Source organism: Nostoc spongiaeforme FACHB-130 (assembly GCF_014698475.1).
Classification (GTDB): Bacteria; Cyanobacteriota; Cyanobacteriia; order Cyanobacteriales; family Nostocaceae; genus Nostoc_B; species Nostoc_B spongiaeforme.
This window is the reverse complement of sequence record NZ_JACJTB010000013.1, coordinates 122,679-135,202: the sequence shown is the minus strand read 5'-3', so window position 1 is coordinate 135,202 and position 12,524 is coordinate 122,679. Positions and strand designations below refer to the sequence as shown.

Here is a 12,524-nt window from a genome sequence, read left to right as displayed (position 1 = left end):
TTAAAACTGTTGTAATACTTACACAGTCTATGTTTTCAGCCTGAGCATCATTAAAATATAGTTACTAAAATTTACTAAACTTTATTACTCACCATAAAAATACCGGAAGAACCGAAGGTATTGCACCTTTTGTAGTAGTTGAATTACTTCCTCCAGAACAGAAAAAGAAGATTTGGGACAAACTCCAAGAGAGGTTAACCAACCGCCAACAAAATGGGAAGTTTACGAACGAATTTTGCGAGTTCCTTACTACATTGTCTTTGACCGCTACACTGATAAATTACAAGCTTTCCAAATGATCGCAGGGAGCTACAGCGAAATGAATTTAACTACGCCAAGAATTTGGATGCCGAGTTTGCAGTTTGGTTTAGGACTTTGGCAAGGAACTTATCAAGGAATTGAGCGATTATGGTTACGTTGGTATGATGTAGATGGAAATTGGATTCCTACTCCTGTGGAGCAGGAAAGCCAGAGGGCTGAACGATTAGCCGCAAAGTTACGGGAGTTAGGAATTGACCCCAACCAAATATAAATCGCTACACGGCTTGTAAAATTTCTTCATCTACAGAGAAATCGACTTCCTTCTGATCCCGTCCATTGGCTAGATAATCATTTTTCAAAGAATCTGTTAACCCAGAAATTAAATCATATTCGGGTTGCCAATTTAATTCTGTTTGGGCTTTTTGTACTGATGCGAAGAAATGTTGAACGCGCATCGGGAAAGCTTTACGCTTGCCAAAATCAAATTTTTTCGGGTCGTAGTGGACTATTTTAATTGCATCAGGTGATTTGCCAGCAGCTACAGCACAAGCACGAGCTAAACCATCAAAAGTCACAAAGCGATCGCCTGAAATATTATAAATCTGCCCAATCGCTTTTTGATTGCCAATCACCAAAGACATCGCCGTTGCTAAATCTTTTACATGACCAAACTGGGTAATATGTAATCCATTACCCGGAATTGGTATTGGGCGATCGCGCACAATTCTATCAAAAAACCAGCTTTCTAAATCGTTGTAATTACTCGGCCCGTAAATATACGTTGGGCGAATCGAAGTAAACGGTAAGCCTTTTTGAGCCAAGTAAGCTTCTGTTTCATGTTTACCCTTATGGCGACTCTTGGGGTCTACCGCATCGCCTTCAACATGGGGTAATTGGTCAGATTTCAGATAAACCCCTGCCGAACTCATATAAACAAACTGCTGCACTCTACCTTGGAAAATTTCTGCCAATGGCTGAGTATCACTTAATTCTCGACCATTATTGTCGAAAATGATGTCAAAATTTTCTTGTGACAGCTTTTCTTTCAGTTGGGCTGCATCCGTGCGATCGCCTATAATCTGTCCTACCTTGGATGGTACCGGACGATTGCCACGATTGAACAGTACTACCTCATACCCTTGCTTTAAAAGTATTTCAGTTAGGTAAACACCAATGAACCTAGTGCCACCCATAATTAAAATTCGCATAAATTCCCCTTTTATATCTAATGGAGAGGCTAGGGGTTAGAGGCTAGAGGCTAGAGGTTAGATACATAAGATTACTTAAATATCTTTGATACAAATCCCTAGTCCCTAATCCCTAGCCCCTACTCCCTACTCCCCCCTTAGAGGTTATCAGGTTGCTGTATCCCCTGGAACCACTTGCGGTAGAATTCCGTCTGGGGTTGAATCTGGGGCGCTTCCTCACAATTTGTCTGACTGTATTTTCCATCTACTCAAGTTACTGTGCCCTTGAAATATGCTCTGGTTCATGAGTGGTTAACACCCAAAGCCACCGGTGGTTCAGAATTAGTCGTACAAGAAATTCTGAATCATGTTAATGCCGATTTATATGCGTTGATTGACTTTGAATCCAGCAATCCTGAAAGTTACTTGTACAAACGCCAAATTGGTACAACGTTTCTTCAGCATTTTCCCTTAGCGCGTAACGGAGTGCAGAAATACTTGCCTTTGTTACCCTTAGCAATTGAACAACTGGATTTGCGGCAATATGACGTGATTTTGTCTTCTTCTCATGCTGTAGCAAAAGGAGTTTTAACTACACCTGATCAGTTGCATATTTGCTACTGTCACAGTCCTATGCGTTATGCCTGGGATTTGACTTTTGACTATCTACGTCAAAGTAAGCTTGGCAGTGGTTTACCAGGTTGGCTAACCAAGTATCTACTGCATCAGCTACGCCAGTGGGATGTCTTAAGCGCCAATCGTGTTGATTACTTTATTGCCAATTCCCAGCATACAGCTAGACGAATTTGGCGTTGTTATCGACGAGAAGCCGCAGTGATTTATCCACCTGTAAATGTGGAGGCATTTCCGCTTTTTCTTCAAAAAGAAAATTTTTACTTGACTGTTTCCCGTTTAGTTAGCTATAAGCAAGTATCTTTAATTGTCCAAGCTTTCAATAAATTGCAGTTACCATTGGTCATAATTGGTACAGGTTCAGAAATGGAAAAAATTCGCCAAATAGCCAAACCCAACATCAAAATACTGGGGTGGCAGCCTGATGATGTAGTCAAAAAATATATGGCTCAAGCCAGGGCATTTGTCTATGCCGCGTGTGAGGATTTTGGCATTGCCTTAGTAGAAGCACAAGCTTGCGGTACACCAGTCATTGCTTATGGGGCTGGAGGTGCATTAGAAACAGTCCGGGATGTGCGATCGCACAAAGAGCAAGGAACTGGGATCTTTTTCCCAGAGCAAACAGTAGCAGCCCTAACAGCAGCAGTAGAACAATTTGAAGTGTATCGTAATGTCATCAATCCTGAGTATTTGCGATCGCACAGCAAACAGTTTTCACCGCAAATTTTTGCACAGCGTTATCTAGATTTCATCAACCAGTGCCACAAAACTAGACCATACTTAGTGTGATGGTCGAAATTTGTGTACTGAAATTGTGTATGCTTTTGGAACTTCCCTCCAGAAGCACCTCATTTTAGCTTTAAGATTGGGACTATGTGTGGTGTGGATTATTAAGGAGTATGATGACTGCCCAGAGCTCACTCCTCTCCGGCAAGCGAAGCCTACGGCAAGACGCTAGCTCGTCTAGGCGTACTTTCTTAAAACGTAGCAAAAAAACCAAGACACCCAGGGTAAAACCCCAGGTGCGGTCTGTTCAGGCTTTAAACGGAGAGTTTGTTAAGCGACTATTCGACATCGGGTTTTCGCTCTCAGTACTGATGTTGTTTTTTCCCCTTTACTTAATTTTGGCCTTGCTAATTGCTTGCAGCTCAGAAGGCCCGATTTTTTACGTCCAAGAACGGGTAGGTAAAAACTATAGGCGCTTCAATTGTATTAAATTCCGCACAATGGTGAGCAATGCCGACGAAATGCTTGTGCAGATGATGGAAACATCGCCCCAATTGCGACAGGAATTTGAAAGTAGTTTTAAGCTGAAACATGACCCAAGAATTACCACAATCGGTAAATTTCTTCGCATTACCAGCTTGGACGAATTTCCTCAATTTTGGAATGTTTTAAAAGGAGATATGAGCGTCGTCGGGCCGCGCCCCCTGGTAGCAGAAGAATTACCAAAATACGGTCATCACATAGGACAAGTATTAACAATCCGACCAGGAATTACTGGATTATGGCAAGTTTCTGGGCGTAATGATATTCCTTACCCCAGAAGAGTGCAAATAGACCTACACTATGTCAAATTTAGAAATTTCTGGCTTGACTTGTGGATAATCCTGAAAACGATTAATGTGGTGATTATGCCTAAAAATAACGGCGCTTATTGAGTCAAAATCAACATTGCTCGTGGGGACATTATCAGAATTCAGGGGTCAGAATGTGGGAAAATTCATACTAATTCTTCGCCATCAAGCATACTGAATTGCTTTTAAATTCTGACCTCTGAATCCTGAATCCTGAATTCTGTTTGATAAATCTCTCTAAATTTTTAATTAATTCACACTTAATAAAAGTCAAGATTATATAAAGTTTTTGTAAAAATTACGTAACATCACCGAAATTCTATCTATTCATTGAGTTAACCTACTCAAGTTCAGCTTGTTAAGGAATTCTTAATTAAGTATATTTGTTTACGGCAAAATTAGGCTATTAATTAAGACCCGTAAGTTTCCCATTAGGCAATTTAGCCATTTGCTGCTAGGTTGTATCAGTTGGACTGAAACTCTATAGATCAAAAATAACAAGGGATAATTGAGCATGGTGCAAACTAAGCGAGCGTTGATCACTGGTATTACCGGTCAAGATGGTTCATATCTGAGTGAATTTTTGTTAGAGCAAGGTTATGAAGTTCATGGAATTATTCGTCGGACTTCTACCTTCAACACAGACCGCATTGATCATATTTACGAAGACCCCCACAAAGAGGGTGTGCGGTTATTACTTCACTACGGTGACTTGACAGACGGTACAACGCTGCGGCGAATTCTAGAAGAAGTTCAGCCAACCGAGATATATAATCTAGGCGCACAATCTCATGTTCGGGTGAGCTTTGATTCACCAGAGTATACCGTTGATGCGGTAGGTATGGGTACTCTGCGTCTGTTGGAAGCGATTCGAGATTATCAGCGCCGCACTGGTACAGAAGTCCGCTTCTATCAAGCTGGTTCTTCGGAAATGTATGGTTTAGTTCAAGCTGTACCACAAAGTGAAACCACACCATTTTATCCCCGGAGTCCTTATGCTTGTGCAAAGGTTTACGCACACTGGCAAACAGTAAACTACCGCGAATCTTACAACTTGTTTGCTTGTAACGGAATTTTGTTTAACCATGAATCACCCCGACGTGGTGAAACATTTGTTACTCGGAAAATTACCAGAGCTGTAGCGAGAATTGTAGCTGGTAAGCAGAAAAATCTGTATATGGGTAATCTTGATGCGAAACGAGATTGGGGTTACGCAAAAGATTATGTACGAGCTATGTGGTTGATGTTACAGCAAGACCAACCAGATGATTATGTAATTGCGACTGGGGAAACCCACTCAGTCCGAGAATTTTTAGAGTTAGCTTTTGGTTATGTCAATTTGAATTGGCAAGATTACGTAGAGTTTGACGATCGCTACCTACGCCCCGCAGAGGTAGACTTATTAATTGGTGATCCTACAAAGGCAAAACAAAAGTTAGGTTGGGAACCTTCTGTTACCTTTGAAGGATTAGTCGCTCTGATGGTGGAAGCAGATTTACAAGCCTTGGGTCACACTTCACCCAATGGCAATGGTTCAAAAGTACCTGTAGATGTTGCTACTATTCGGCAAGAATTGGGCGCTCTCCACTTCTGATTTACACCGCAGAGGATAATAAAAATATGACCGCCTTAGAACTGAAAAACAAAAGGATTCTCGTCACAGGTGGGGCGGGATTCCTTGGTCGTCAGGTAATAGATCAGCTGTGTAAGGCTGGGGCTGATGAGGCAAAAATAACAATACCGCGATCGCGTGAATGTGACATCCGTGTTTGGGAAAACTGTCAACGTGCAGTTGACCAACAAGATATCATTATCCACCTAGCGGCTCACGTCGGTGGGATTGGTCTCAACCGCGAAAAGCCCGCAGAATTATTCTACGACAACTTAATTATGGGAACCCAGCTAATTCATGCTGCCTACCAAGCTGGCGTAGAAAAATTCGTTTGTGTGGGTACAATTTGTGCTTACCCCAAATTTACACCAGTGCCATTTAAAGAAGATGACCTTTGGAATGGCTACCCAGAAGAAACTAATGCACCCTACGGTGTGGCGAAGAAGGCGCTATTGGTTCAGCTGCAATCTTACCGCCAACAATACGGATTCAATGGGATTTATCTTTTACCTGTAAACTTATACGGGCCAGAAGATAACTTTGACCCCAGAAGTTCTCACGTAATTCCCGCCTTAATTCGCAAAGTTCACGAAGCCCAAATTAAAGGAGAAAAACAACTCCCAGTTTGGGGTGATGGTAGTCCTACCCGCGAGTTTCTGTATTCTGAAGATGCAGCACGGGGAATTGTTATGGGGACTCAACATTACCATGAATCAGAACCAGTTAACTTAGGTACTGGTTATGAAATTTCCATTCGTGACTTGATTACCCTGATTTGCGAATTGATGGAGTTTGACGGTGAAATTGTTTGGGAAACCGACAAACCCAATGGTCAACCCCGCAGATGTTTAGATACAGAACGCGCCAAGCAAGCTTTTGGTTTTACTGCACAAGTTAGCTTTAGGGAAGGTCTGAAAAATACCATTGATTGGTATCGTCAAAACGCTGCTTAATTACAATACAAATTCTCTAGGCTAAGTATATAGGGACGTTGCATAGCAGCGTCTCTATACTTTTTATGGGTAGATTTTTTGATGGATACAGTTGATATTCAATTAGATAAAGTTAAGTTACGTCGTACACTGCTGAAAAAACGGCAATTGATGTCTGTTGCAGAATGGAGAGAAAAAAGCGATCGCATTTGTACAACACTACAAACTTTGATTCACTATGATGAAGCAAAAACCATACTAGCTTATTTTAGCTTTCGTCAAGAACCTGATTTAAGTCCGTTATTTGCAGATACTAAATATCAATGGGGATTACCGCGCTGCGTTGGTAATTCCCTATCTTGGCATATTTGGCAATCTGGAGACTCACTGCAAATTAACAGCTATGGTATTAGCGAACCTCATCCCGATGCACCAACCATAGACCCTAGTGAAGTCGATTTAATTCTTGTGCCTAGTGTAGCTTGCGATCGCCAAGGATATCGCTTGGGTTATGGTGGCGGATATTATGACCGCTTACTCAGTTCTCCTGAATGGGCAAATAAACCAACTGTAGGTATAGTATTTGATTTTGCTTACTTGCAGCAAATACCGAGCGCACCTTGGGACAAACCTCTAAAAACTGTTGTGAGTGAAACTAACTTGACTGGAAAAGATTAAAGCTTCAGGATAATGAAGACACATAATCAAATATTTTCTATGAATAATCCAGTATCATCTACCACTGAGCAGGAAGCACTGCTTGACGAGATTATAGCAAGTAGCCTTCAAGCTCAACAGCAAACAGGCCCAGACCTCCGCCAAATTCATAGCAAAAGTCATGGCCTCCTTTGGGGAGAGTTGATTATTGAACCCCATCTTTCTGAAGACTTGAGGATAGGTTTGTTTAAAACCCCTCAAACTTATCCTGTGTGGATTCGTTTTTCTAATGGTGGTTCGCCTCAAAAACGTGGTACATTCAACTCCGACAGCCAGCCTGATGTTCGCGGTATCGCCATCAAGGTAATCAATGTAGATGGACAAAAAGTACTAGATGATGAAGAAAAAACTCAAGATTTTATCCTCAACAATTATCCTATTTTCTTGACTAAAGATGTTCGTGATTATGCCGATTTAGGCAAAGCAGGTAGTGGACAACTTACACCAGAGCGAATGGAAGAACTGACTTATGCCTTTGCTATTTTACAAAAAATTGGTAGTAAGAAGATAGGTAATCCACTTTTGATTCAATATTGGAGTATGGCTCCATTTAAGTTTGGCGATAAATTGGTCAAATTTTCCGTCAAACCGCAACAGCCGGAACAACCTCCTGAAACAATTCCAGAATCGGAAAACTACCTACGGGAAGCAATAGTCAAATATTTGACACTAGAAGGTAAAGAGGCATGTTTTGACTTCCTGATTCAGTTTTATGTAGATGATGACAAGACACCAATTGAAAACCACGTTCAGGAATGGCAAGAGGCAGATTCACCGTTTATTAAAGTTGCAACTGTGCGTATTCCTAGTCAAAAATTTGATTTTGAAGAACGCAAGCGTTTGGATGAAGGTATGTTATTTTCCCCTTGGCATACACTCCTAGAACATGAGCCTGTTGGCAGTGTGAATCTCTCACGCAAGCGGCTTTACAGCGAACTTGCAAAATATCGCCGAGAGCAAATTGCTCAACGCTTGCGAGAACCACAACCTCATACAGTAGTTCAAGATGAACCAATGTAAATCAAATGGAAACTGCTTAAGTTCAGGGGTTATATGATGTTCGGATGTGGCTTAATTATGCAAAACTCTGCACCTTCTTGTGGCAGTTTTAATGATAAGTCTTACATCGGCAAGGTATAACTTTTACCTAATAGCTTGCGTCAGAGACAATTGTTTTTGACGCATCAAATAAAAGGTTAATTATGAAATTTCTCAAACACAATCCCAAGTTTAATATTGTATTAATTTATATAGTTTTAGGAGCGATCGCACTTATCACGCTGTTTCCCTTACTCTGGTTAATCAGTACTGCCTTAAAATCACCCACAGAAAATATTTTACAGTCGCCGCCACAGTTACTTCCCAGTCAACCGACGCTGGGTAACTTTGCTAAGGTGTGGCAATCTTTACCATTTGCCCAATATTTATATAACAGTACTTTGGTTTCTTTACTGACTGTTGGGTTGAATTTACTATTTTGTTCTTTAGCGGCTTACCCTTTAGCCAGATTATCATTTCCGGGGCGAGACTGGATATTTATTGCGATCGTCTCGACAATCATGATTCCCTTTCAGATTGTGATGATTCCCCTGTATATTTTGACAGTCCAATTAGGCTTAGTAAATACTTATTTGGGGATGATTTTTCCGAGTTTGGCTTCGGCTTTTGGTATTTTTTTACTGCGACAAGCTTTTATGGGTGTGCCTAAAGAAATTGAAGAAGCGGCGCGGATGGATGGTAGTTCTGAGTTAGGCTTGTGGTGGCATATTATGTTGCCAGCAGTTAGTCCAGCGTTAGTTACACTGGCAATTTTCGTTTTTATTGGTTCTTGGAGTGATTTCCTTTGGCCGTTAATTGTCATTCAAGACGAAAAACTCTACACCCTACCTTTAGGAGTAGCAAAATTAGCCGGTACTTTTTCTCTAGACTGGCGCTTAGTAGCTGCTGGTTCGATCATTTCCATCGCCCCAGTACTAATATTATTTATATTTTTACAACGCTACATTGTCCCAACTGAAACTGGTAGTGGTGTGAAAGGTTAATTTGCCTAACAAGCGCCACTTTTATTCAATACCACCCAGATGGTTTTAAATATCAACATCAAGTCATAAACTATTGACCACTTGCGTTGATAATCAACATCCATTTTGACGATAGTTTCAAAATCTTTGATGGTAGAACGACCATTAACTTGCCATTCTCCAGTCATTCCTGGCTTGACTCTTAACCTTTCCCAATGGTGGGGTGCATATTGAATGACTTCATCGGGTGTCGGGGGACGTGTCCCAACTAAACTCATTTCTCCCTTCAGCACATTCCAAAACTGGGGAAATTCATCTAAGCTGGTGCGACGCAGGAATTTACCAACGGGAGTAATACGAGGGTCGTCAACTGATTTAAAAATATGGCCTTGGGCTTGATTTTTTACCAGATGCTTGATTTGGTCAGCATTGACTACCATCGACCGGAACTTCCAGATACGGAAGGGTTTACCGTTAATTCCACAGCGAATTTGCGAATAAAATATGGGGCCGGGATTAGTAATTTTAGTAATAATTGCTATGGGAATTGTCAACATCGCGGTGATGATGAGTCCCACAATAGCCCCTAAGATGTCAATTAATCTTTTTGTGATGCTAGAGGTTGATTCGTGTAAAGGCTGTGGGACAAAATTAGCGGCTGAATAGTCATCAGCAAAAGCTAACGCATCCACAGTGTAACCGCCTGTGCGAGAGGGAAAAGTTGGTAGTGACACCATAAAGATTTGAAGTTAATCAGGGTATCTTAAAAATTTGCTTACATTCATACTGAGTGATAATATAAACAAAAATTGCACTAGTAATAAACTTCACATGCAAAATTTATCCAATCTTTGAATTCACAAGAGGATTGTAAAATTTACGTGTTGAATGTATAAAGTAAATCTGTCTAAAAGACGATTAACACCCACATACTAGCTGCAAATCCAATAGTTGCGAGATGTTGCCATAAGAGCGATCGCAGTGGTTGTCGTGCTATTTTTTGGGTGAGGACTATGGTTAACAAGGTAGAAATAATTAAAGTAAACCCTTGCAAAAAGCTGATAACGGCTGGATGTGCTATCATTACAGGCAAATTTCCGCTATTTAACCCAAAAGTTGCTAAAGTTACGGGTAAAATTTTACCACCTTCTGCCAAGCCCAAGTGCAGGTAGTGGGCTAAGTTGCCTCCCAACACCAAGGGTAAGTAGCCGTATGCAAGTTCCTTGAATGATTTTGGCTTGCGTTGAAAATTGAATAGTTGTATGAAAAAATAAGCAGTCCCAGCCACAGCCAAGGGGAAAATTAAGGCAAATAACGATAAGCCTAAATGCTGCCAAAATTGATTTAAATCCAGATGCAGTCCTAACCATGATTGCAATTCGGGTAAACGATGCAGATATACACCACTCAAAAGTAAAAACAGTAATGCCACTTCATACTGGCGTGGTGTATGAGTCGTCCACAATTCAATTCCAGGGGGACGCAAGTTAAACTCAACGGAACGATGGGGACAGGCTTTTAAACAAGTCATACATAAGACGCAATCTCTGTTGTCTTCTAGCTGGGCGGGATGAGAATATAAAGGACAGCCATTGGTTTCCATACCTTCGCCTTTTTGCGGCCCGCCTTTGTAACATTGATAAGTAGTACAGGTTGCTGAACAAATGCCTTGTTGTGCGCGTAGTTCTGTCATGGAAAGTTTGGCAAATAAGCCATTCATCCCGCCAATAGGACAGAGATAACGACACCAAAACCGCCGTTCAAATATGGCGGAAAAAATCATTGCCCCGGCTGTAATTAATAACAGCAAACAAGCAGATAGGTAAGCTGTATTTTCTAAATGCCAGAGTTCTTCCCAAAGGAAAATTAAGGTAAATAAGCCAAATAAAAACCATCCGCCCCATTTTTCTGCTGTTTCTCGCGGCCAGCGTTTAAGTTGGCGGGGAAATAACCACAGAGATAACTTTTGAGTAATTTCGCCGTAAATCATAAAGGGGCAAACGGCACACCAAACGCGACCGAGAAAGGGAAAAATCAGTAAAAAGAAAGGCCACCACCAAGCCCAAAATAAATTTAAAGCGAAATTGCGATCGCGGGTTTGCGGCCCTAAAAATAAGATCATAATAATGATTGGAAACGCTATCACTGTAAAGCCATAGTTGATTTTGTCAGGCCACCAGTCACTGCGGAGAAATTTTCGTAACCCAGAATAAGTATTTAATAAGTTGACGCGAAATTCTTTTTTCTTAGTTTGGGCTGACCAAAAGATTTCTTCGGTTAATTCCTGTCTTTCTCCGGCTTGAACAATTGCCCGTTCAACTAAATTTTTTAACTCTTTCAGGTTGCCAGGAAAATCATAGGACTGCAAGCGGCGTAAAGCTTCTGGGGTAATATGAGGTTTCGCCAGTCCGCGCGATCGCACATATAAACTAGTGTAATATTCTACCTGGGCTTTAATATCAGCCTTTCGCACCCGTACTGGCGGAACTTTAATGACACGACCAACACAACGTTCTATTTTAGATTCAGTTTTTTCGGAAATAATCAAAATTCGTGCTGGACTGGTGCGAGGTTCGGCTAATGGTTCGCCATCACGAGTTACTGGGGTGTAAGTACCTGTTTTGATAAACTGCACCATTGCTGGTAATAATTCTGGGGGCAGTTCTTGGATATTGTTGAGTACTAAAGTACCATCACCCAGCCATTCTAAAAGCCCTGCTTTGCCGCCAACCCGGCCAAATAAATCGACACCGCTTGTTTGGAGAATGCCACAATTAATTTTAATCATAGGTTCGCGGCGTTGAGGTGAACCGTAGTGAATCAAAGCGGCAATATTATCTTTTTCTAACCCTGGTTCGCCGAAGATTTCTGTTGACTTGCGGTCGGCTGCGGCTTCTCGTATTTGTTCCCGCAACCTGAGTGCATAGCGACTCGTACCCACAATACCCCTTTGGGCTTTCGTGACTAAATAAGGACGCAAAGCCACAGAACGTTCTTGTTCGTAAGTTAAGGCTGATGTAACTTGGGCTAATTCTTGGGCTAAAGAGCGAGATAATGCTTGGGTAATTTCGGGATATTGGCTGGCTAAAGCACGAAACTCAGCCGCAGGAATTACCCAGACATGGCATTCTGTGAGAGAAATAATTGTCGATGGTGTTAATTCATCTAATAGTAGTTGTCGCAGGTTCATTACTGCCCCTGGTAGAAAGCCACAAGCAAAGGCAAAGTTATTTTTATTGCTGGTATCGCTTTCAATTTGTCCATCTTTGAGGATGTATAGTGCTGCTGGCGGAGTACCTGCGTTGACTAAGTAACTGCCTTGAGGTATTGTTTGCAACTCTAAAACTTGGGCGATCGCATTCAACGCCGCCGATGAGAGAATTCCTAAAGTGGTACGTTCTTGTAGCCAAATGACTGTTTCTTGTAATGTCATTGTGGGTTTTCCGTGCAAGCTGCTGGCTGTATAAATGGAATTATCCCTGATTGCAAGGTTAATTGAAGTATGAAGTGTGAAGTCTAAAGTATGAAATTAATGGGAGATTTTGGAATTTACTTGTGTCGCTAAGAAGTAGAGAGTAGGAAAG

Annotated in this window: 10 protein-coding genes and 1 pseudogene; 8 read left to right on the top strand and 3 right to left on the bottom strand. The window is 41.4% G+C overall.

Annotated elements, in window-relative coordinates; translation table 11 throughout:
- Positions 1 to 113 precede the first annotated feature (113 nt).
- Positions 114 to 532: pseudogene (locus H6G74_RS12765) on the top strand (Uma2 family endonuclease); the annotation flags it as partial.
- A 4-nt stretch (positions 533 to 536) separates the two neighbouring features.
- Here the strand turns inward: H6G74_RS12765 and H6G74_RS12760 are convergent.
- On the bottom strand, positions 537 to 1,469 hold the full coding sequence (locus H6G74_RS12760; RefSeq protein WP_190968018.1) for an NAD-dependent epimerase/dehydratase family protein: 933 nt from the start codon (positions 1,467 to 1,469) through the stop codon (positions 537 to 539).
- 258 nt (positions 1,470 to 1,727) lie between these two features.
- Between H6G74_RS12760 and H6G74_RS12755 the strand changes: the two genes are divergently transcribed.
- The 7 genes from H6G74_RS12755 to H6G74_RS12725 all read left to right on the top strand — a co-directional run bounded on the left by H6G74_RS12755 (position 1,728) and on the right by H6G74_RS12725 (position 8,961).
- Positions 1,728 to 2,870, top strand: coding sequence for a glycosyltransferase (locus H6G74_RS12755; RefSeq protein WP_190968017.1), 1,143 nt, complete (start codon positions 1,728 to 1,730; stop codon positions 2,868 to 2,870).
- A 113-nt stretch (positions 2,871 to 2,983) separates the two neighbouring features.
- Complete coding sequence (locus H6G74_RS12750) at positions 2,984 to 3,742, top strand: sugar transferase (protein WP_190968024.1); 759 nt, start codon at positions 2,984 to 2,986, stop codon at positions 3,740 to 3,742.
- A gap of 430 nt (positions 3,743 to 4,172) precedes the next feature.
- Positions 4,173 to 5,252 (top strand): GDP-mannose 4,6-dehydratase, encoded by a 1,080-nt coding sequence (gene gmd / locus H6G74_RS12745; protein WP_062288981.1) that lies wholly within the window; start codon positions 4,173 to 4,175, stop codon positions 5,250 to 5,252.
- Between the two features lie 26 nt (positions 5,253 to 5,278).
- Positions 5,279 to 6,223, top strand: coding sequence for a GDP-L-fucose synthase family protein (locus H6G74_RS12740; protein ID WP_190968016.1), 945 nt, complete (start codon positions 5,279 to 5,281; stop codon positions 6,221 to 6,223).
- 81 nt (positions 6,224 to 6,304) lie between these two features.
- A complete protein-coding gene (locus H6G74_RS12735) occupies positions 6,305 to 6,880 on the top strand; it encodes a 5-formyltetrahydrofolate cyclo-ligase (RefSeq protein WP_190968015.1) in 576 nt (191 codons plus the stop codon).
- A 39-nt stretch (positions 6,881 to 6,919) separates the two neighbouring features.
- Positions 6,920 to 7,939, top strand: coding sequence for a catalase family protein (locus tag H6G74_RS12730; RefSeq protein ID WP_190968014.1), 1,020 nt, complete (start codon positions 6,920 to 6,922; stop codon positions 7,937 to 7,939).
- A 182-nt stretch (positions 7,940 to 8,121) separates the two neighbouring features.
- Complete coding sequence (locus H6G74_RS12725) at positions 8,122 to 8,961, top strand: carbohydrate ABC transporter permease (protein ID WP_190968013.1); 840 nt, start codon at positions 8,122 to 8,124, stop codon at positions 8,959 to 8,961.
- A gap of 5 nt (positions 8,962 to 8,966) precedes the next feature.
- On the opposite strand, the gene H6G74_RS12720 is transcribed toward H6G74_RS12725, so the two are convergent.
- Together H6G74_RS12720 and H6G74_RS12715 are read right to left on the bottom strand one after the other, a co-directional pair.
- Positions 8,967 to 9,677 (bottom strand): sugar transferase, encoded by a 711-nt coding sequence (locus tag H6G74_RS12720; protein ID WP_190968012.1) that lies wholly within the window; start codon positions 9,675 to 9,677, stop codon positions 8,967 to 8,969.
- Positions 9,678 to 9,847: 170 nt separating this feature from the next.
- Complete coding sequence (locus H6G74_RS12715; RefSeq protein ID WP_190968011.1) at positions 9,848 to 12,373, bottom strand: cyclic nucleotide-binding domain-containing protein; 2,526 nt, start codon at positions 12,371 to 12,373, stop codon at positions 9,848 to 9,850.
- Between the last annotated feature and the right edge of the window lie 151 nt (positions 12,374 to 12,524).

Bases quoted from the DNA above. Each gene is read 5' to 3' on its own strand.
- H6G74_RS12760 (WP_190968018.1), bottom strand. From the start codon at position 1,469: ATGCGAATTTTAATTATGGGTGGCACTAGGTTCATTGGTGTTTACCTA.
- H6G74_RS12750 (WP_190968024.1), top strand. From the start codon at position 2,984: ATGACTGCCCAGAGCTCACTCCTCTCCGGCAAGCGAAGCCTACGGCAA.
- gmd (WP_062288981.1), top strand. From the start codon at position 4,173: ATGGTGCAAACTAAGCGAGCGTTGATCACTGGTATTACCGGTCAAGAT.
- H6G74_RS12740 (WP_190968016.1), top strand. From the start codon at position 5,279: ATGACCGCCTTAGAACTGAAAAACAAAAGGATTCTCGTCACAGGTGGG.
- H6G74_RS12735 (WP_190968015.1), top strand. From the start codon at position 6,305: ATGGATACAGTTGATATTCAATTAGATAAAGTTAAGTTACGTCGTACA.
- H6G74_RS12730 (WP_190968014.1), top strand. From the start codon at position 6,920: ATGAATAATCCAGTATCATCTACCACTGAGCAGGAAGCACTGCTTGAC.
- H6G74_RS12725 (WP_190968013.1), top strand. From the start codon at position 8,122: ATGAAATTTCTCAAACACAATCCCAAGTTTAATATTGTATTAATTTAT.
- H6G74_RS12720 (WP_190968012.1), bottom strand. From the start codon at position 9,677: ATGGTGTCACTACCAACTTTTCCCTCTCGCACAGGCGGTTACACTGTG.
- H6G74_RS12715 (WP_190968011.1), bottom strand. From the start codon at position 12,373: ATGACATTACAAGAAACAGTCATTTGGCTACAAGAACGTACCACTTTA.